This is a genomic window from Desulfovibrio piger (genome assembly GCF_900116045.1).
Lineage (GTDB): Bacteria > Desulfobacterota > Desulfovibrionia > Desulfovibrionales > Desulfovibrionaceae > Desulfovibrio > Desulfovibrio piger_A.
This window is the reverse complement of record NZ_LT630450.1, coordinates 2,455,552-2,474,255: the sequence shown is the minus strand read 5'-3', so window position 1 is coordinate 2,474,255 and position 18,704 is coordinate 2,455,552. Positions and strand designations below refer to the sequence as shown.

Here is an 18,704-nt window from a genome sequence, read left to right as displayed (position 1 = left end):
CGCATACCTGCCCTGTATACCACAAATCACTTGCCGATGCAAAAGCTTGAAAAGACGCGGTTCAAGACCTCTTCCGGGCTGTCCAGGCCGGTGACCTCGCCCAGCAGGGCCGCGGCGGCGTCCAGGCGGACGGAGCAGCAGTCATAGGGACTGCCGGCGGCGATATCGGCCAGCAGGGCCTCCAGCTCGTGCAGGGCGCGTTCCAGCGCCAGCGACTGGCGCGCGTTGGGGGCCAGCCCGTCGGAGGGCGGCGTGTGGCTGCCGTCGTCCAGCAGCAGGGCCCGCAGACGGCGGGCCAGGGTATCCACGTTGTGGCCGGTGCTGGCGCTGATGCGCACACAGGGCCGGTCAGGGGCCCAGACAGGGGGCCACACGGCGGGCTCGGCCAGGTCCACCTTGTTCCAGACCAGCAGCACGGGGATGTCCCCGCACTGGGACAGCACTTCGCGCACGGCCTCGTCGGGGCAGATGTCGGCAGCGGCCCCGGCAGGGCCCAGACGGCCGCCGTCCACCAGCAGCAGGATGGCGTCGGCCTGGCGCACCTTCTGGCGGCTCAGGGCCACGCCCATCTCCTCCACGCTCTCGCCGGTCTCGCGCAGGCCCGCCGTATCGGTCAGGCGCACGGGCAGGCCGTCCAGCTGGCAGCTCTCCTCAAGGAAATCGCGCGTGGTACCGGGGATGTCCGTGACCAGGGCGCGGTTGCGGCCCAGCAGGGCATTGAGCAGGCTGGACTTGCCCGCATTGACGGCACCGGCCAGCACCACCACGGCGCCCTGCTGCATGACCTGCGCACGGCGCTGGCCGGTCAGCAGGCCGCGCACGGCGGCGGCCACCTCCTCCACCACGGCGGCGAAGGCCTCGGGGGCAAGGCATTCCACCTCTTCGTCGGGAAAGTCCACGGCCAGGCTCATCTGCACGCGCAGCCCTTCCAGCTGCCGGCGCAGGGCCGTGACCTTGCGGCCCAGCAGGCCGTCCAGACGGTTGAGGCTGTAGCGCAGGGCCTCGCGCGAAGGCGCGGCGATGAGTTCGGCCACGGCCTCGGCCTGGCTCAGGTCCATGCGGCCGTTGACGAAGGCCCGGCGCGAGAACTCGCCCCGTTCCGCGGCCCGTGCCCCCAGCCGCAGGGCCGTCTCCAGGACGGCCTGCACGATGAAGGGGCCGCCGTGGCAATGGATCTCGGCCACGTCCTCCCCGGTGAAGGTGCGCGGGCCGGGCATGAACACGGCCAGCACGTCGTCCAGCGGCACGCCTTCATGGTCGAGGACGCGCCCGCGGTGCAGCATCCAGGGCCGGAAGCCCGTGAACTTCACCGACGCAGGCCTGAACATGCGGGAAAGGATCTCCCGGGCCTGCGGCCCGGAAAGGCGGACGATGCCGATGCCTCCCGCACCGGGGGCCGTGGCTATGGCGGCGATGGTGGGCATCAGGAACGCTCGGGCCGGCGGCGCATGATGACCACCCGCTTCATGGGGCCGTCACCGGAACTGCGGGTCTGCACTTCCTCGGCATCCTGCAGGCAAAGATGCACGATGCGCCGGTGATAGGAACTGAGCGGACGGGTGGAATAGGAGCGGCCGGTCTGGCGCACTTTTTCGGCCAGGGCCAGGGCCATCTCGCGCAGCTTCTCGTCCTGGCGCTGGCGGTAGCGCCCGGCATCCAGCTGCACGCGCACGGCGGCGTTCATGCCGCGCGAGACCACGCGCGAAGCCAGGTACTGCAGGGAGGCCAGGGTCTGGCCCTCGCGCCCGATGAGCAGGCCGGAATCCTCCTCGCAGTCCACGGCCACACGCACGCGGCCGTCGGCCACGGTCACCTCCAGCGTCACTTCCTCGCCCACGATGGGACGGACGAGCTGGCGCACGGCCTCCTTGGTCAGGGCTTCGAGACGCTGGGGATCCAGTTCCTCCACAGGGGTGAAGGGCAGGCTCTCCTCCGCTTCGTCCAGCACGTCTTCGGTGTTCTCGGCAGGAGCGGGCACGGCCGGGCCCTGCGGACGCTGACGGCGGCGGCCTTCGCCCTCACCGCGCAGCGAAGGACGGGGGCGGGCACGGCGGCCCTCGCCGCGACGGCCGCCGGCTTCGGGGGCCGCGCCTTCGGCAGGGGCTTCCCCGGCCTGGGCTTCGGCCGGAGCGGCGGCCCGGGCCTGGTCGCGGCCACGGCCGCGGGCACGGGAGGGGCGGGCGTTCTCGGCGGGCTTTTCCTGCCGTTCGGCCTTTTCCGCCCTGGCGGGCTTTTCGGCCCGTTCGGGCTGCTCGGCCTCTTCCGCCTTTCCATCCTTGCGGACCGGGCATTCTTGGTCAGGAGCGCTCTCCGCGCGCATCTCTTCCGGGGCGGGCGCGGCCGGAGCGGCCGCGCTGTCCTCACGGGCGGCCGGCGGCATCTTCCCGGCGGAGCGGCGGGGCGTCTCCTCGCGGCCCAGGGACGGCCGTTCCAGCCGGACATCGCAATGTTTCTTGCCGAGGACGCTTTCCACGGCTTCGCGCAGGGCGGCACGGCGCGCCCGGATCTTGGCCTTGCGGGCCCCCACGATACCAAAGATGCCGCTCTTGGCGTCCTGAACTATCTCGATCTCCAGCTTTTCGCGGGCGACGTTGTAATAGCTGCAGGCCTCCTGAATGGCGGCATCCAGATTCTTACCCTGAAACTCTTTGAATCCGTCCATAAACTCTCCCAAAAGGGGCGGCAGCGGGGAGACCCCGCTGCCACCACATATGGACTCTTTTCCGTGTCGCAAGACCGCTCCGCGCGGCCTGCCGTGACCCCGCTACTGGGCCAGCAGCTTGTTCCTGCGGCCCATCCGCCACTGCTGGGCGATGGACAGGATGTTGTTGACCAGCCAGTACACCACCAGACCGGAGGGGAAGCTCAGGAACAGGGCGGTGAAGACGATGGGCAGGAACATCATGATCTTCTGCTGCGTGGGATCGGTGGCCGGCGGGCTCATCCTCTGCTGCAGGAACATGGTGATGCCCATGATGATGGGCGTGATGTAATAGGGGTCCTTGGCGGACAGGTCAGCCAGCCAGATCAGGTCCGTGCCGGGCAGATAGGTGATGAAGGGCGCATGACGCAGCTCGATGGAGGTCAGCAGCGCCTGATACAGACCGAAGAACACGGGCAGCTGCACCAGGATGGGCACACAGCCGCTGGCGGGGTTGACGCCGTAGGTCTTGTACAGGGCCATGACTTCCTTGTTCATGGCTTCCTTGTTGTCCTTGTACTTCTCGCGGATGCTGGCCATCATGGGCTGGAGCTTCTTCATCTTTTCCATGGAAGAGTAGCTCTTGGCCGTCAGGGGCCAGAACACGGCCTTGATGACGATGGTCAGCATGATGATGGAAAGGCCCCAGTTGTGGGTATACTGCTGGAAGAACTCCAGCAGCCACAGCAGGCCCTTGGCGATGATGCTGAACATGCCCAGGTCCACGCTGAGGGCCAGCTGGTCGGACACGGCGGCCAGCATCTTGCGAACCTTGGGGCCCATCCAGTAGGAGACTTCGAGGGTGGTCTCCTGGCCGGGGGCCACCACCACTTCCTTGGGCTCCAGGGCCACACGGTAGACGCTGCCCTGCATGCGGCCCACCATGCGGGCCTCATCGGCATTGCCGGGCATGACGGCGGACAGGAAGTAGGTGCTCATGGGGCCGGCCCAGTAGAGCTTGCCGCTGGCTTCCACGCCTTCCTTGGTCAGCTTGTCGGTGGAGGTCTCCTCGCCCAGGGAGCCGCCGTTGTCCCAGGCCACGCGCATGGCGTCATAATTGGTATTGGCGGCATTGCTGGTGTCGGCGGCCACGGTGTAGCGCACGCGCACGCTGCGGGTGTCGTTGCCCAGGGTGGCCAGGCTCACTTTTTCGGAGATCAGGTAATTGTCGGCGTTGAAGGTCAGCTCGCGGGTCACGCGCAGGTTGTCCACCTCGCCCACCAGACGGACGACGCCCTTGCCGCCCTCGGCCACGCTCACGCCGCTGTCGGATTCCAGGGCCCACTTGCCGGTGCTCCACGACGGCTGGCCGTTGATGACCAGGCCCAGGGGCGCCACCGCGGCGGTCTGGGGATCGACCATATTGATGCGGGGGGAATCCTCGTCCAGGCCGGAGGTGTACTTCTTGAGCTCGAAGGAGCGCAGCACGCCGCCGCCGGAATGCAGCACGGCCTTGTACAGGGGGGCGTCCACCGTCACGTCCACGCCGGGGGCGGGAGTGAAGGCAGGCAGGGGCTCGGCCTGGGCCTTCTGCTTGGCTTCGGCTTCGGCCTGGGCCTTCTGGGCCTGCTCGGCCTGGGCAGCCTCCATCTTGGCTATCTCGGCCGGGTCGGGTTTGACCACCCAACCCATATAGTCGGCCAGATAGCTCCAGCCGACGACCACGAGCAGACACAGGACAATTGCCATGATAAGATTTTTGCCGTCTTGCATGCGGGGAGGTACTCCATGAAGCAGAGACTACGGGTGACGCCGCGCAGGGGGCACGGGATCATATCCCGAGCCGCCCCAGGGATGGCAGCGGGCCAGCCGCCGCAAGGCCAGCCAGCCGCCGCGCAATACGCCGTGGGTCATGATGGCTTCCAGGGCGTAGGCGGAACATGTGGGGTAAAAACGACAGGCAGGGGGCAGGACCGGAGAGATGAACAGCTGGTAGAAGCGGATGGGCAGGACGAAGAGACGGCGCAGCATGGCTAGTCCCTGTCCCGGCTGCCGTTGTCCCTGGCCGGGTGCAGACGCGGCAGGCGCTGCAGCAGCGGCAGCAGCTGGGCGTTGACGCGTTCCTGGCTCAGGTCCGCCGCGCCGGTATGCTTTTTGGCAACGGCCACGATATCCAGATGTTCGGGCAAAAGTGCCCGGTGCAGGCGAAAGAATTCCCGCAGCAGACGTTTGACCCGGTTGCGCGTGACCGCTTTGCCCACCTTGCGGGATACAGCCATGCCCATACGCGTACAGGCCCCGTTTTCGCGGGGCCGTACAAAAACAAGGAAATGCTCCGTATGGTAACGCCTGCCCCGCTCGTAGCACGCGGAATACTCCGCTTGTTTGCGGATGCGGCTCTGGCGGGGCAGAAAAAGGCGTTCGGCCATGATGGCTCGCTTCTGGGATCGCGGGGCGCAGCCCCCCATCGACTAGGCGCTCAGATGCTTGCGGCCCTTGGCGCGACGACGGCGCAGGATGGCGCGGCCGCTGGGGGTGGCCATGCGGGCGCGGAAACCGTGGGTGCGGGCTCTTCTGACTTTACTGGGCTGGTATGTTCTCTTCATTGCTCTAGCTCCTTGCGTGTGGCTGCGGCGACGGACAGCAGGCCAGGTGGCCCGGCGCGAGTTTTGCGCGACATAAGCGGGAAGGCTTGCCCGTGCCCGCAGCACTGTCGCTGCACGGGATACGCCTTGCAGCCTGTAAATTTGAAAGGGTTACATACACGGCATAAGGCCCGCCGTCAAGGCTTGTTCCCCATCCCCTGGCGGGACAATGAACAAAAAACGCCGGCGGGACCGCTCCCTGCCTGTCGGCAACGCCGTTTGCGCCTTGACAGGATGTGCCTGCGGCGGCACAATTTTTTTTCCATTATCATCAAGGAGACCGCATGTCCACGCCAGAACACCTGCTGCCCCCGCCGCCCGCCTGCCCCTGTGTGATCCTCATCGGCATGGCCGGCGCGGGAAAGTCCACTGTGGGCATGGCCCTGGCCCAGAGCCTGGGCTGGGCCTTCATGGACAGCGACTACCTTATGGAAGCCCTGTACGCCGACCGGCTGCAGGCCGTCACCGACGCCCTGAGCAAGGAGGCCTTCCTGGATCTGGAAGCCGTGATGCTGGGCTCCATCCGTGTCCAGCGCACGGTCATCGCCACGGGCGGCAGCGCCGTCTACCGGCCGCAGGCCATGGCCCATCTGGCCAGCCTGGGCCCTGTGGTCTTCCTGGACGTGCCGCTGGAGACCATCGAGGAGCGCATCGCCCGCAACCCCGACCGCGGCCTGGCCATCGCCCCGGGCCAGACCCTAGCCGACATCTTTTATGAGCGCGAGGCCCTCTACAGCCACTATGCCACCCTGCGCTGCGACGCCCGCCAGAAGACGCCCCAGCAGTGCGCCCGCTGGATCGCCGCGCACCTGCCCCCGCTGCCGGGCCAGCCCGCGGCCTGATCCGTCCCCGTGGTCCGGGAGCACGGCCCGGCACCCCACAGGAGCCCCCGGCATCCCTGCCCCAGTCTCCATTCCCAGCTTCCGGCTGGCGGAGCGCGTCCATGCGCATGCTCCCGTTGCCGGACGCCATCCCCGCAGCGCCACCGGCAGCGGACGGAGCTCCGGCCTGCCGCACAGGCCGCGGATGCGGCGACACGCGACAGCATCAGGCCCGTTTGCGGGGCTGACGGCCGCTCCCCTCCTCCATGCCCGCGGCATCTGCACCGTCGCTCCGACCGGATGCGGGCGGCCGGTACTCCCGCCGCTGAAGACATCCCCGCAGCCGGACAGGCCCCCCGGGCCTGTTTCCGGGGCCCGGGCGCAGGCCGCAAAAAAGCCCCCTTCCCGTGCGGAGAAGAGGGCCCGTCATCAGGCAGGACGTGTGGAGCTAGTACTGCCACTTCTTGCCGTCGTAGCGGATCATCTCGTTGAGGTTGCGGGTCTTGATCTTTTCGCAGGGAGCGGACAGGGCCGCGCTCTTGCTGGCGCCGCGGCATTCATAGACATGCTCGGCATAGCGGATGAAGCCCACATAGCCGCGGGCGCCCTTGCGCACCTCGGTGGTCAGGCTGTCGGTATCCACGTCCACATAGGTGGCCACGTATTCCTTGCCCACCTTGCGCACTTCCTTGTGGGCCTTGGAGGGCATCACCGTGCGGGAGGCACGGCCCACCAGGCTCTGGCCGGTCTTGTACAGATCGGCTTCCAGTTTGGACTGGGATACGGGGGCCGCCTTGGCCGGGGCCTTTTCAGGGGCTGTGGCGGTCTCGGTGGTGGCGGGGTCTCCAGCAGGGGCGGCCGTGGCCGGGCTGGAACCTTCATCCCCGCCGAACAGGGCGCAGCCGCCGCACAGCAGGCTGGTCAGCAGGCTGACTGCCAGGATCTTTTTCATCAGTCATTACTCCTTAATGGAAAACCCGGCGTTTCCGCCGGGTTTTGTTCAAAGGGGGAAAGGGGCGCCGTTTAGTCGAAGGAGATCTCCGTACGACGGTTCATGTAACGGCCTTCTTCGCTGTCATTGCTGTACTTGAAGGACTTGCCCTTGCCGATGGCGGTCATGCGGCTGGCGGGCACGCCCTGCTTGGCCAGGTAGCCCTTGACGGCTTCGGCGCGGTTCTTGGACAGCTTGGCGTTGTAGGCGTCGGTACCACGGGAGTCGGTCCAGCCGGTCAGCACGATCTTGGTGTTGGGCTTGGACTTGATGAGGCCGGCGGCTTCATCCAGGATGCCCATGGCCTTGCTGTCCAGGGCATAGGAGTCGAAGGCGAAGTTGACGCCGCGCAGCACGATCACGGTTTCTTCCTGGCAGAACACGGCCAGCACGAAGCGTTCCACTTCGGCGTCGCTGGTGGCCAGGTCTTCAGCGCGGACCAGCACGGAGTCAGGGTTCATGCCGGCAATGGCCTTGACGGTGGCTTCGCCCTGCGGGGTGTCGGCCAGGGAGATCACGTGGATGACCAGGTTGCGCTGGGTGGCGTACACCTGACGGGCCACTTCCACCAGATCCATGCCGCGGTTGTTGTCGCCGTCGGTCACCAGGATCAGGGCAGCGCTGCGTTCCATGGAGCTCAGGAAGGGCTCGTAGGTCTGCAGGCCGTCGCCCATGTTGGTCATGCGGCCGAAGGTATCGAAGCCGCTGCGCAGGGTGTTGATGCCGCTATCCATGGCGGCGCGGTTCCAGGGACCCTGCTCGATGATGGTGCCGTTCGGAGCGATGGTGTGCAGGCCGCCCTTGAAGTCCAGGGCGGGGATGGCGGCGTTGACGCGCTTCAGGGCGATCTTGGCCACTTCGATCTTGTCCTGCTTCATTTTGTCGTTCTTCATCATCATGGAGCCGGAATAGTCCACGACGAAGTCGAAGCTGTTGACCTTCTTGCTGCAGACAGGAGCGGCCACGGCTGCCACGGCGAAGCTCAGAAGAACCGCGGCGGTAAGGGCCAGCAGGCGGAAAGATTTCATGATGCCTCCCAAAAAAGTTGTTGTTTTGCCTGCAACATGCCAGGCAATATGCGCCATGTGCCTTTCCTTTCACTGGAAAGGGTATTGACACCTTTACAAGGTAGCGCTTTTCGCAGCAAAGGGCAAGCGTTCTTTCTTCCGAAAGCCTCCCGTGCAACGCCTTCCGGCAGGGCGGAAGGCACCCGCAGCCCCCGTCCCCGCCGGGGATGCCCGGTGGCTGGACAGCCGGGCCCGCCTGTAGCATACTGAATAGATACAAAAGGATGGGTTATGCCAGCACTCGATTTTTCCAAATGGAGCCCCGGGGGCAACACCACGCTCTTTTTCCCCGCCGCGGGCCTGGATGCGGCCCGGCAGGCGGAGCTGGCCCGGCAGGCCATGCGCCCCGACAACCTGGGGGCGGAACAGGCCGGTTTCGTCTCCGTGGAGGAACGCCGCCTGCGCATGGCGGGCGGTGAGTTCTGCGTCAACGCCACCCGGGCCTTCGGCGCCCTGCTGGCCTTCCGCGAGAGCGCCTCGCCCGAGGCCACGCTCCAGGGCATCGCCCGCCAGAAGCTGGCCAACGGACACCGCTACGAGGTGCAGGTCTCCGGCTGGCAGACCCCCATCCGCCTTCTGGTGCGGGGCACCTCCCCCCACTGGGAGGTGCGCGCCGAACTGCACCTGCCGTCCTGCCCCATCACCCACCCGGAGCAGGGCATCCATCTGGTGCGCCTGCCCGGCATCTGCCATCTGCTGCTGGACGGCGAGGTCCACATGCAGCCCGAGGACTGCATCGCCGCCTCGCGCATGCTGCGCCGCCAGTACGGCATGACCGGCGAAGTGGCCAGCGGCGTCATCTGGTGGGGCCGCCGTGCGGGCCTGCTGGACATGCTGCCCGTGGTCCATGTGCGCGATGCCCACACCACCTGCATCGAGAACGCCTGCGGCTCCGGGGCCCTGGCCCTGGCCCTGCTGCTGGCCGCCAAGGGCAACCGCAAGCCCCTGGACATCATGCAGCCCGGCGGCAGCTCCCTGCATGTCCACATCCCCGACGATGACCAGGGCACGGCCATCATCGACGGCCCCGTGGACCTCGTGGCCCGCGGCCGCGTCTGGCTGCCCGACGCGCAGTCCTGACATTTTCGGGGCGGCCGCCTGCCGGGCCCGCGTCCGGCCGCCGCGGCTGTCTTTTTTTTTGCGCGCCCGGTGCGCCCTGTCCCCGCTCCTTTCCGACCAGAGATACATGAGACAGCAGAACCTCCTCCCCGGCATCAGCCTGCCCGCTCCCCGTCCCGCCCGTCCGGCCGACACGCCGCCGGCACCGTCCCCGGCCGCGTCCGATACGGATGCCTGGTCCCCGCAGGAAGACCTGCTGCGTTCCGCCTTCGTCTTCGAGCCTGCCGGCGCGGCGGCCGAGCCTGTCCTGATCCTTGGCCTGGACTGCGCCCTGCCCCCGCGCGAGGGCCTTGCCCCCGCCCGCCTGCGCCTCATCGAACAGGCCGATGTCCTGTGCGGCGGCCGTCGCCTGCTGGCGGCCTTCGACGACCTCCCCGCCCTGCAGCTCCCCCTGACCGCGCCGCTGGAACCGGTGCTGGCCCGCATCAGCCATTGGCGCGCCGGCGGCAAGAAAGTGGTGGTGCTGGCCGACGGAGACCCCCTGTTCTACGGCATCGGCACCACGCTCCTGCGCCAGCTGGGCCCCGACGCCGTGCGCATCCTGCCCGGGGTCAGCTCCCTGCAGCAGGCCTGCGCCCGTCTGGGCCTGCCCTGGCATGACGTCATCTGCCTTTCCCTGCACGGCCGCGACGACCTGACGCCCCTCCATGCCGCCGTCCAGCGGCAGCGGCCCGTCAGCCTGCTCACCGATGCCCGCATGACGCCCGACCTGCTGGCCCGCCATCTGCTGGACAGGGGCGTGGACTGGTTCACCATGCATGTCTTTGAACACATGGGGAGCGACAGGGAAAAGGAACATCATCTTGCCCTGGAAGAAGCCGCCGCTGCCCGCTTCGGCGCTGTCTGTACCGTTTTGCTGACGCCCGCGGGCGGGATGCGCCGCCCGCATCCCGGCCTGCTGCCCGCCGAGCTGCGTCACGAGGACGGCCTGCTGACCAAGCCCGCCGTGCGTGCCGCCGCCCTGGCCCTGCTGCGGCCCGAGCCCCGGCATACGGTCTGGGATCTGGGCGCCGGTTCCGGTTCCGTGGCCCTGGAGGCGGCCTGTCTGGCCCACGAGGGCCGCGTGGTGGCCGTGGAGCAGGTCCCTTCCCGCGCTCTGGACATCCAGGAGAACCGCCGCCGCTTCGGGGCCGCCTCGGTGGATGTCTGTCTGGGCACGGTGCCCCAGTGCCTGCCGCGCCTGCCCGACCCGCACCGGGTCTTCATCGGCGGCGGCCTTTCCGGCGAAGGGGCCCCCGCCCTGCTGGAACAGGTCTGCCGGCGCCTGCTGCCCGGCGGACGGCTGGTGGTGAGCTGCATCCTGCTGGATACGCTGGCCCGCTGCCGCGCCTTTTTCAAAGACCTGGGCTGGCCCGCCGAAGTGATGCAGGTGCAGGCCGCCCGTTCCCGGCCGCTGGGACAGGACATTTTCCTGGCCGCCGCCAACCCCGTCTTCCTGCTGGCCGCGGACAAGCCCGGGCGGGAAGGGGACGAAGGCTAGGGAAGAAACTTTCTGGCATGCCGCATGAGGGAGGCGTCCTCCCTGTGGACGCCAGTCCCCGGCATGACATCGCAGGGACGCGGGGGAGCGACGCTCCCCGCCGCTGGAGGAGAACATGGACAAACAGCCAGGCATGGTCAGTTTCGTCGGCGCGGGTCCCGGTGACCCGGAACTGCTCACCCTCAAGGGCAAGCGCCTCATCCAGGAGGCCGCCCTGCTGCTCTACGCCGGTTCCATGATCCCGCCCGCCCTGCTGGATCTGGCTTCGCCCCGGGCCAGCGTCATAGACGCCGCCCCGCTGGATCTGGAAGAGTGCCATTCCCTCATGCTCCAGTTCGCCCGCGCCGGCCAGCCCGTGGTGCACCTGCATACCGGCGACCCCGCCGTCTACAGCGCCCTGCGCGAACAGCTGGCCCTGCTGGACAGGGACGGCATCCCCTGGCAGGTGGTGCCCGGCATCACGGCCGCCAGCGCCGCCGCTGCCGCTGCCGGATGCAGCTTCACCGTGCCCGGCGCCACCCAGAGCCTGATCATGACCCGCATGCCCGGCCGCACGCCCATGCCCCCACAGGAAGCCCTGCGCCATCTGGCCAGCCACGGCACCACACTGGCCGTCTACCTTTCGGCCATGCAGGCCCGCGCCATGCAGGAGGAACTGGAACACTGCCTGCCCGCCGCCACGCCCGTCATCTGCGCCTTCCGCCTGGGCTGGCCCGACCAGCAGCTCATCCGCACCCGCCTCGACCTGCTGGCCGAGACCATCGAAAAGAACGGCCTCTCCCGCCAGACCGTGGTCCTCGTCCTGCCCGGCGAGGGAGAGGACGCCCCGGCGCCGCGCACCCGCGGCCCGCATACCGACCACGACTGAGCGCTCCGGGAAAGCGCCCCGGAGCCTTTCCCGGATCATTCCTCTCTTAGTCTTCCTTCCCATCCGTCACCAGCCAGGCACGGCAGCGCGCCATGGCCGCGTCCCTGCCCAGCCTGCGGGGGCCCATGCCCTTTGTCCACGGGACGCCCCGCTTTTCACAATTCCTCATTTCATACCGCAACGCTTGCAAGCGGTAAAAAGCTTGGGTAAACTGGCACTTTCCATTATCCCGCAGCAGGAGTGCAGGAACATCATGCCAACCCCCATTCTGGAAAAAGAAAGCCTCATCCCGGGCAAGACCAGCAAACTGGTGCTGCATGCGCCGGCCATTGCCGGCCACGCCCGGCCCGGACATTTCGTCATGCTGCGCATGAGCCCCACGGGCGAGCGCATCCCCCTGACCATCGCCGATACCGATGCCGAAAAGGGCACCATCACCATCGTCTATCTGGTCATGGGCAAGAGCACGGCCATCCTTGAGGACCTCAAGGCCGGTGACGAGATCCTGGACGTTTGCGGTCCCCTGGGCAAGCCCACCCATATCGAGAAAAAAGGTACCGTCATCTGTGTGGGCGGCGGTACCGGCATCGCCGCCATGCACCACATCGCCAAGGGCCATTCGCGCATCGGCAACAAGGTCGTGGGCATCATCGGCGCCCGCAACAAGGACCTGCTCCTGTTCGAAAAGGAACTGGCCAGCTTCGTGGACGAGCTGCTCATCTCCACCGACGACGGCAGCTACGGCCACAAGGGCCTGGTCACCGACCTGCTCCGCGAACGTCTGGAATCCGACAAGGACGTCTTCGAAGTGGTGGCCGTGGGTCCCGTGCCCATGATGGCCGCCGTGGCCAACACCACCCGTCCCTACGGCGTGCGCACCACCGTCAGCCTCAACCCCATCATGGTGGACGGCATCGGCATGTGCGGCGCCTGCCGCGTGACCGTGGACGGCAAGACCAGGTTCGCCTGTGTGGACGGCCCCGAATTCGACGGCCACAAGGTGGACTTCGACGAACTGCGCCGCCGTCTGGGCGCCTACCGCGATCAGGAAAAGGTCTCCATCGACCAGTACAGGAGCACCCATGGAAACTAAGCCCAAAAAGACCATTGCTCCGCGCGTGGACATGCCCTGCCAGCCCGCGGACGTGCGCGCTCACAATTTCGACGAAGTGGCCACCGGCTACACCAAAGAGATGGCCATGCAGGAAGCCTCCCGCTGCCTGCAGTGCAAAAAGCCCCTCTGCATGAAGGGCTGCCCCGTGGAAGTGCCCATCCGCGACTTCATCGCCGAAGTGGCCCGCGGCAACTTCGACGCCGCCTACCGCATCATCAAGACCACCAACAGCCTGCCCGCCGTGTGCGGCCGCGTCTGCCCGCAGGAACACCAGTGCGAAGGCAAGTGCATCCTCAACGCCAAGGGCCAGCCCGTCGCCATCGGCCGCCTGGAACGCTTCGTGGCCGACAGCTACATCGCCACCAGCGCCTGTGAGCAGGTGACCGGCACCAATTCCTGTGCCATGCCCGTCAAGGGCAAGAAGGTGGCCTGCATCGGCTCCGGTCCCTCCTCCCTGACCTGTGCGGGCGTCTGCGCCGCCAACGGCCTCAAGGTGGACGTGTTCGAAGCCCTGCACGAACCCGGCGGCGTGCTCATCTACGGCATCCCCTCCTTCCGTCTGCCCAAGAACGTGGTGGCCACCGAAGTGGACGGCCTGCGCCGTTCCGGTGTGGACTTCCACCTCAACAGCGTGGGCGGCCGCACCTTCACCGTGGACGAACTGCGCAAGGAATATGACGCGGTCTTCATCGGCGTGGGCGCCGGTCTGCCTGTCTTCCTGGGCGTGCCCGGCGAGAACCTGGTGGGGGTGTTCTCCGCCAACGAATACCTGACCCGCGTGAACCTGGGCCGCGCCTATGCCTTCCCCGAACAGGACACCCCCGCCTACCTCGGCAAGCATGTGACCGTGTTCGGCGCCGGCAACGTGGCCATGGACGCCGCCCGCACCGCCCTGCGCATGGGCGCGGAAAGCGTGCACATCGTCTACCGCCGCACCAAGGCCGAGATGCCCGCCCGCCGCGAGGAAGTGGAACATGCGGAGGAAGAGGGCGTGAAGTTCGAGATGCTGGCCGCCCCCGTGCAGTTCAACGGGGACGCCGAGATGAAGCTCACGTCCGTGACCCTGCAGAAGATGGAACTGGGCGAGCCCGACGCCTCCGGCCGCCGTCGCCCCGTGCCTGTGGAAGGCGCCACCTACGAACTGGCCACCGACCTGGCCATCGTGGCCCTGGGCACCCGCTCCAACCCCATCCTGCTGGAAGCCACCGAAGGCCTGGAAAAGACCGAACGCGGCTACATCAAGGTGGATGAAGCCACGGGCGAGACCTCGCTGCCCAACGTCTTCGCCGGCGGCGACATCGTCACCGGCGCGGCCACGGTCATCCTGGCCATGGGCGCCGGACGCCGGGCCGGTCAGGAGATCTGCCGCCGCCTGCTCGGCTAGCCGGCCATACCGTCAGCACATCACGGGGAGGGTCCGCCCTCCCCGTTTTTTTCCCTCGGGCCCTGCCCCCATCACAGCCGCGTCCGCGACCTGCCGCCATCACGGCCATCCCGTCTGTCCCTGACAGGCCGGGGCGCTCCCCGGAGACCACCATGATCACCGCCGACCTCCACAGCCATACCCGTTATTCCCACGGCGCCAGCACGCCCCAAGAGATGTACGCCGCCGCCTGCACGGCCGGGCTCAAACTGCTGGGCTTCACCGAACATTCCCCGCGTCCGCTGGGCTTCGACTATACCAACGAATACCGCGAACAGCTGAGCCGCTTCATGCCCACCTATGCCCGCGAGGTCTGCGAGCTGCGCGACAACGCCGCCCCCGATGCCTGCCAGGTGCTGTTCGGCATGGAGATGGACTGGCTGGAAGGGCAGGCGGACTTTGCCCGCCAGGCCTGCACCGCCTATGATTTCGACTATCTGCTGGGCAGCGTGCACTTCATCGGCCACTGGGGCTTCGACGACCGGGCCTCGGACTGGGACATCCTTTCGCAGGAAGAATGCGAACGGAACTATGTGCGCTACTTCCAGAGCTGGCGCGAGATGATCGCCTCGGGCATGTTCCAGATCGCCGCCCACCCCGACCTCATCAAGATCTTCTCCGTGGACCGCTTCCACATCTGGCTCAACAAGCCCGGCAGCCTCGACATCATCCGCACGGCCCTCACCGAGCTGCGCGACGCGGGCATGGCCATGGAGATCTCGTCCGCCGGGCTGCGCAAGCCCTGCCGCGAGATCTATCCCTGCGCGCCCATCATGCAGCTGGCCGCCGAGCTCCGCGTGCCCGTGACCTTCGCCTCCGACGCCCACATCACCACCGACGTGGCCTTTGCCTTCCCCCGCCTGGAAAGCTACGCCCGCGCTTTCGGCTTCACCCGGAGCGTCTGGTACAGGCAGGGCCGGCAGCACGTGCTGCCGCTGTAGGCAAGGACACGGCGCCCGGATGTCGTTCCGGGGAAGGGGAGCCCTCCCCCCACCGTCGATGCCCCTGACGCTCCTGCGGCGCTCACGGGCACGGCCCTGCAGGCCGCCATCGGATCGCTGCCCGCACGGGAAGAGTCTCCCTTTCCCCATTCCTCTCCCCTCCCCTGTGCGCCTGATCCGAAACAATGACGTTCGCGGGAGGCCGCGGGCATGCCCGCAGCGCGGGTCCCCCGCGAGCTTCCGGGCCGGAGCGCCCGGCCTGTTTCCCGCCGCCCGGTCTCCGGCCGGCTGTCCTTTTTTTTGACGTCCCGCACGACGGCTGCGATCCGTCCGGGACAATTCTGCACGAGTTTTGTATGGAAACCCCGTCCCCCCTTGTTCCCGGCAGTCCCCTGGTGGACATCGAAGACCTGAGCCTGTTCCTGCCCGGCGATGCCCGGCAGAAAATGATCCTGCACCACATCGACTGGCATCTGTGCCGCGGCGAGCACCATTTGCTGCTGGGCCACAACGGCGCCGGCAAGACCACGCTCATGCGCCTCATGCACGGCCTGCTCTGGCCGGCGGAAGGCCGCATCGTCTGGCATACCAGCGAAGGCGAGGAGACCTCGCCCATCGCGGGCCGTGCCGTCAGTGCCCTGGTCTCGCCCGACCAGCAGGAGAACTACCAGCGCCAGCGCTGGTACATCACCGGCCGGGAACTGCTGCTCACGGCCTTTGAGGATACTCCCCTGCTCTACACCAGCAGCTCCGAGCAGCGCCACGCGCAGGTGGAAGACATGGCCCGGCGCCTGCGCGCCCTGGACCTGCTGGACAGGATGGTGCCGGAAGTCTCGCAGGGGCAGCTCCGCCTGCTCCTGCTGGGCCGGGCCCTGGTCCGGCAGCCCGACCTGCTTCTGCTGGACGAATGCAGCGACGGCCTGGACGCCGACCACAGCCGCCGTTTCTACGAAGTGCTGGACGGCGTGCGCGAACACTGCACGGTCATCATGAGCAGCCACCGCCCCGAACAGGTGCCGGACTGGTGCCGCAAGACGCGCGTCATCCACCAGGGCCGCCTGCTGGCCCCCGGCAGCGCCCTGCCGCCGCAGGAAGGCGAATACGAGGACATCAGCCTGGCCGGCGCCGTGACGCCCGCGCCCGAGCCTGCCGCCCCGCTGCTGGACGTGCGCCACGCCACGGTCTTCATCGACGGGCAGGAGATACTGCACGATGTGGACTGGACGCTGCGCAAGGGCGAACACTGGCGCATCGAGGGCGAGAACGGCTCGGGCAAGTCCACCTTCCTGCGCCTGCTGGCCGGGGACGAGTTCGTGGCCGTTGGCGGCACGCTGGTGCGCCATCTGCCCCATCACGGCGGCGAGACCGTGCTGCTGGAAGAGATCCGCAAGGGCGTGCGTCTGGTCTCCGACCTTTCCCAGGCCCTGTACGGCTACAGCATCACGGCGCTGGAACTGGTCTGCACCGGTCTGGAAAACACCGTGGGCGTCTACCGCGACTACAGCAGGGCCGAACAGGAGCAGGCCCGCCGCGTCATGCGGGAACTGGGCGTAGGCCATCTGGCGGAGCGCTCCATCCGTCTGCTCTCCACCGGCCAGCTGCGCCGCCTGTTCCTGGCCCGCGCCCTCATGGGCGAACCGGACATCCTGCTGCTGGACGAACCCTGCTCCGCCCTGGACGAAGACTCCCGCCGCCAGTATCTGGACCTGCTGGACCAGCTGGCCGCCCGCGGCATCTCGCTGGTCTTCGTCTCCCATTTCGAGGGCGATGCGCCCTCCTGCATCAACCGCCGGGCGCGCATGCATCAAGGCCGTCTGGAGATATTGGAGTAAGAAGTCTCCCGAAACGTTTTTTTCACGGGGGAGGCCCCCTTTCCTTGCGGCAAAAAAGGGGGTTCCTCCCCCCTGGCCCCCTTCCTCCCCCAAAACCCGCCCACGAAAAAGCCCCGCGCAGTGCGGGGCTTTTTTCATGGGAACCATGACACCAGACGACCAAGGCGCCCTGTACAGATTCCGCATCACATGGGGCATCGCTTGTGGGCACTCTGACCTTATGATGATTAGAGTGAGACCTTGAAGTTCGTCTCCAGATGGGCCTTAGAGGGGTAGTCGAGAAAAGAACGTTGATAAGATTTTTCCTTTACCAATAAAAAGAAAATCGAAAAAGAAAGTGTTGGGAAACGGGAAGAGAGAATCTTGGATGCTCTTGGGGGAAAAGGATAGAATTGGCTTCCAGAAAACTTTTTCAACGAATAGCCACCGGGGAAACACTCTGAGAGAAACTGTAATATATCACCTTTTGAAAAACAGCGAACATGTGCAGAACAACTCTTTGCTTGTGTAGGTTGCTTTCCAAAAAGTAATCCAACTCTGTTATGTAAAGAAGCAACATTTGGAACACCAATAATGAGGCTCCCACCAACCTTAAGAACCCTCGTTATTTCATGAAATATCCAAAATAGTTCCTTCGTATGTTCCAAAAATTGGTTACATATACATAAAGATATACTTTCATCAGCAAATGGAAGCCGCTCGGATTCTATATTAATTTTGTGAGTCTCGATATTCTTTGACTTAAGTTTTTCTATATTTTCAGGAAGAAATTCAAGACCATACAGTTTTGCCTGAGGAAATGCCTCATGTATGAATCCCAGGTCACGTCCACTCCCGGCACCAAGGTCAAGTGCTGTATCTACGAATGATGTCGACTTCAAGAAATCTCTGATGACATCTGGACCATATGTCTCATGGTGGTCAACAAAACGCAGCCAGCCAGAATGTTCACAACCTATGATACGCATCTCCATGTCCTTCTTTATTAGATATCTTATCTCTTCTCGAAGGGGTTCTTCAACTCTTCCACCTGTTCCGGCTTCTTGCCCAGCCTGGCGCGCAGGACTTCGATGGCCACCGGCAGCACGGAGATGATGATGATCAGGTAGACGATGATGCCGAAGTTCTGGCGCACCCATTCCAGATTGCCCAGAAAGTACCCGGCCGAGACCAGACCGCCCACCCAGAGCACACAGCCCGTGATGTTGAACAGGAAGAAGCGGTGCGGGCACATGAGGGCGATACCGGCCACGAAGGGCGCGAAGGTGCGCACGATGGGCACGAAGCGGGCCAGGATGATGGCCTTGCCGCCGTGCTTCTCATAGAAATGGTGCGCCTTGAGCAGATGCTCCTTCTTGATGAGGCGGGAATCGCGCTGGAAGATGGCCGGGCCCACATGGCGGCCGATGAAATAATTCACCGCATCGCCCGTGATGCCGGCGGCCAGCAGCACCAGCAGCACATGGCCGTAGCCCATGAGCCCGGTACCGGCCACGACGCCGGAGGCGAAGAGCAGGGAATCGCCCGGCAGGAAGGGCGTGACCACGAGGCCGGTCTCGCAAAAGACGATGATGAACAGGATGGCATAGATCCACGTCCCGTACTGTTCCACCAGCTCGAAGAGATGGGCATCGATATGCAGGATGAAATCCGCCAGATATGTCAAAAATTCCATGGACACCTCGGTAAGGGATTTGGACTGAAAGCCTTTCCCTTGTATCCCAGCCATGCCTGTGGCACAACACCTGCAGCGGCCCTGTAC

Annotated in this window: 18 protein-coding genes; 8 read left to right on the top strand and 10 right to left on the bottom strand. The window is 66.0% G+C overall.

All coding sequences use genetic code 11. The annotated features are described in order from the left end of the window. Window positions 1–26: 26 nt before the first annotated feature. From mnmE to rpmH, 6 genes are all read right to left on the bottom strand, one after another. Window positions 27–1,424 carry a tRNA uridine-5-carboxymethylaminomethyl(34) synthesis GTPase MnmE gene (mnmE, locus tag DESPIGER_RS10980; RefSeq protein ID WP_072336797.1) on the bottom strand — a complete coding sequence of 466 codons (1,398 nt, stop codon included), beginning with the start codon at window positions 1,422–1,424 and terminating at the stop codon, window positions 27–29. Continuing rightward, on the bottom strand, window positions 1,424–2,662 hold the full coding sequence (jag, locus tag DESPIGER_RS10975; protein WP_072336794.1) for an RNA-binding cell elongation regulator Jag/EloR: 1,239 nt from the start codon (window positions 2,660–2,662) through the stop codon (window positions 1,424–1,426). Before jag ends, mnmE begins: the two co-directional genes overlap by 1 nt. A gap of 102 nt (window positions 2,663–2,764) precedes the next feature. Next, window positions 2,765–4,414: a membrane protein insertase YidC gene (yidC, locus tag DESPIGER_RS10970; RefSeq protein ID WP_072336792.1), complete on the bottom strand. Its 1,650-nt coding sequence runs from the start codon at window positions 4,412–4,414 to the stop codon at window positions 2,765–2,767. 27 nt (window positions 4,415–4,441) lie between these two features. Then, complete coding sequence (yidD, locus tag DESPIGER_RS10965; protein WP_006007998.1) at window positions 4,442–4,672, bottom strand: membrane protein insertion efficiency factor YidD; 231 nt, start codon at window positions 4,670–4,672, stop codon at window positions 4,442–4,444. Between the two features lie 2 nt (window positions 4,673–4,674). Continuing rightward, a complete protein-coding gene (gene rnpA / locus DESPIGER_RS10960) occupies window positions 4,675–5,070 on the bottom strand; it encodes a ribonuclease P protein component (RefSeq protein WP_072336789.1) in 396 nt (131 codons plus the stop codon). Between the two features lie 42 nt (window positions 5,071–5,112). Next, complete coding sequence (gene rpmH / locus DESPIGER_RS10955) at window positions 5,113–5,247, bottom strand: 50S ribosomal protein L34 (protein ID WP_006007995.1); 135 nt, start codon at window positions 5,245–5,247, stop codon at window positions 5,113–5,115. A gap of 323 nt (window positions 5,248–5,570) precedes the next feature. Between rpmH and thrB the strand changes: the two genes are divergently transcribed. Beyond that, the gene (thrB, locus tag DESPIGER_RS10950) at window positions 5,571–6,128 is read left to right on the top strand and encodes a homoserine kinase (protein ID WP_072336786.1); all 558 of its coding nucleotides are present in this window, start codon (window positions 5,571–5,573) and stop codon (window positions 6,126–6,128) included. A gap of 427 nt (window positions 6,129–6,555) precedes the next feature. Here the strand turns inward: thrB and DESPIGER_RS10945 are convergent, their stop codons facing one another. Then, the gene (locus tag DESPIGER_RS10945) at window positions 6,556–7,059 is read right to left on the bottom strand and encodes a translation initiation factor 2 (RefSeq protein WP_072336783.1); all 504 of its coding nucleotides are present in this window, start codon (window positions 7,057–7,059) and stop codon (window positions 6,556–6,558) included. A 71-nt stretch (window positions 7,060–7,130) separates the two neighbouring features. Next, window positions 7,131–8,126, bottom strand: coding sequence for an OmpA family protein (locus DESPIGER_RS10940; protein WP_072336780.1), 996 nt, complete (start codon window positions 8,124–8,126; stop codon window positions 7,131–7,133). Window positions 8,127–8,396: 270 nt separating this feature from the next. On the opposite strand from DESPIGER_RS10940, the gene DESPIGER_RS10935 reads away from it, so the two are divergent. The 7 genes from DESPIGER_RS10935 to DESPIGER_RS10905 all read left to right on the top strand — a co-directional run bounded on the left by DESPIGER_RS10935 (window position 8,397) and on the right by DESPIGER_RS10905 (window position 16,942). Continuing rightward, entirely contained in the window at window positions 8,397–9,245 is an 849-nt protein-coding gene (locus DESPIGER_RS10935) for a hypothetical protein (protein ID WP_072336777.1), read from the top strand. 106 nt (window positions 9,246–9,351) lie between these two features. After that, window positions 9,352–10,764 carry a precorrin-6y C5,15-methyltransferase (decarboxylating) subunit CbiE gene (gene cbiE / locus DESPIGER_RS10930; RefSeq protein ID WP_072336774.1) on the top strand — a complete coding sequence of 471 codons (1,413 nt, stop codon included), beginning with the start codon at window positions 9,352–9,354 and terminating at the stop codon, window positions 10,762–10,764. Between the two features lie 115 nt (window positions 10,765–10,879). Next, window positions 10,880–11,632 carry a precorrin-4 C(11)-methyltransferase gene (gene cobM, locus DESPIGER_RS10925; protein ID WP_072336771.1) on the top strand — a complete coding sequence of 251 codons (753 nt, stop codon included), beginning with the start codon at window positions 10,880–10,882 and terminating at the stop codon, window positions 11,630–11,632. A gap of 253 nt (window positions 11,633–11,885) precedes the next feature. Beyond that, a complete protein-coding gene (locus DESPIGER_RS10920; protein WP_072336768.1) occupies window positions 11,886–12,725 on the top strand; it encodes a sulfide/dihydroorotate dehydrogenase-like FAD/NAD-binding protein in 840 nt (279 codons plus the stop codon). Then, entirely contained in the window at window positions 12,715–14,130 is a 1,416-nt protein-coding gene (gene gltA, locus DESPIGER_RS10915) for an NADPH-dependent glutamate synthase (RefSeq protein ID WP_072336765.1), read from the top strand. Before DESPIGER_RS10920 ends, gltA begins: the two co-directional genes overlap by 11 nt. 152 nt (window positions 14,131–14,282) lie before the next feature. Next, window positions 14,283–15,110 carry a histidinol-phosphatase gene (locus DESPIGER_RS10910; RefSeq protein ID WP_072336762.1) on the top strand — a complete coding sequence of 276 codons (828 nt, stop codon included), beginning with the start codon at window positions 14,283–14,285 and terminating at the stop codon, window positions 15,108–15,110. 356 nt (window positions 15,111–15,466) lie between these two features. Then, window positions 15,467–16,942 (top strand): ATP-binding cassette domain-containing protein, encoded by a 1,476-nt coding sequence (locus DESPIGER_RS10905; protein WP_072336759.1) that lies wholly within the window; start codon window positions 15,467–15,469, stop codon window positions 16,940–16,942. A 227-nt stretch (window positions 16,943–17,169) separates the two neighbouring features. On the opposite strand, the gene DESPIGER_RS10900 is transcribed toward DESPIGER_RS10905, so the two are convergent. Beyond that, window positions 17,170–17,910 carry a class I SAM-dependent methyltransferase gene (locus tag DESPIGER_RS10900; RefSeq protein WP_162273862.1) on the bottom strand — a complete coding sequence of 247 codons (741 nt, stop codon included), beginning with the start codon at window positions 17,908–17,910 and terminating at the stop codon, window positions 17,170–17,172. Window positions 17,911–17,936: 26 nt separating this feature from the next. After that, complete coding sequence (locus DESPIGER_RS10895; protein ID WP_072336754.1) at window positions 17,937–18,617, bottom strand: DedA family protein; 681 nt, start codon at window positions 18,615–18,617, stop codon at window positions 17,937–17,939. Between the last annotated feature and the right edge of the window lie 87 nt (window positions 18,618–18,704).

Bases quoted from the DNA above. Each gene is read 5' to 3' on its own strand.
- mnmE (WP_072336797.1), bottom strand. From the start codon at position 1,424: ATGCCCACCATCGCCGCCATAGCCACGGCCCCCGGTGCGGGAGGCATC.
- jag (WP_072336794.1), bottom strand. From the start codon at position 2,662: ATGGACGGATTCAAAGAGTTTCAGGGTAAGAATCTGGATGCCGCCATT.
- yidC (WP_072336792.1), bottom strand. From the start codon at position 4,414: ATGCAAGACGGCAAAAATCTTATCATGGCAATTGTCCTGTGTCTGCTC.
- yidD (WP_006007998.1), bottom strand. From the start codon at position 4,672: ATGCTGCGCCGTCTCTTCGTCCTGCCCATCCGCTTCTACCAGCTGTTC.
- rnpA (WP_072336789.1), bottom strand. From the start codon at position 5,070: ATGGCCGAACGCCTTTTTCTGCCCCGCCAGAGCCGCATCCGCAAACAA.
- rpmH (WP_006007995.1), bottom strand. From the start codon at position 5,247: ATGAAGAGAACATACCAGCCCAGTAAAGTCAGAAGAGCCCGCACCCAC.
- thrB (WP_072336786.1), top strand. From the start codon at position 5,571: ATGTCCACGCCAGAACACCTGCTGCCCCCGCCGCCCGCCTGCCCCTGT.
- DESPIGER_RS10945 (WP_072336783.1), bottom strand. From the start codon at position 7,059: ATGAAAAAGATCCTGGCAGTCAGCCTGCTGACCAGCCTGCTGTGCGGC.
- DESPIGER_RS10940 (WP_072336780.1), bottom strand. From the start codon at position 8,126: ATGAAATCTTTCCGCCTGCTGGCCCTTACCGCCGCGGTTCTTCTGAGC.
- DESPIGER_RS10935 (WP_072336777.1), top strand. From the start codon at position 8,397: ATGCCAGCACTCGATTTTTCCAAATGGAGCCCCGGGGGCAACACCACG.
- cbiE (WP_072336774.1), top strand. From the start codon at position 9,352: ATGAGACAGCAGAACCTCCTCCCCGGCATCAGCCTGCCCGCTCCCCGT.
- cobM (WP_072336771.1), top strand. From the start codon at position 10,880: ATGGACAAACAGCCAGGCATGGTCAGTTTCGTCGGCGCGGGTCCCGGT.
- DESPIGER_RS10920 (WP_072336768.1), top strand. From the start codon at position 11,886: ATGCCAACCCCCATTCTGGAAAAAGAAAGCCTCATCCCGGGCAAGACC.
- gltA (WP_072336765.1), top strand. From the start codon at position 12,715: ATGGAAACTAAGCCCAAAAAGACCATTGCTCCGCGCGTGGACATGCCC.
- DESPIGER_RS10910 (WP_072336762.1), top strand. From the start codon at position 14,283: ATGATCACCGCCGACCTCCACAGCCATACCCGTTATTCCCACGGCGCC.
- DESPIGER_RS10905 (WP_072336759.1), top strand. From the start codon at position 15,467: ATGGAAACCCCGTCCCCCCTTGTTCCCGGCAGTCCCCTGGTGGACATC.
- DESPIGER_RS10900 (WP_162273862.1), bottom strand. From the start codon at position 17,910: ATGCGTATCATAGGTTGTGAACATTCTGGCTGGCTGCGTTTTGTTGAC.
- DESPIGER_RS10895 (WP_072336754.1), bottom strand. From the start codon at position 18,617: ATGGAATTTTTGACATATCTGGCGGATTTCATCCTGCATATCGATGCC.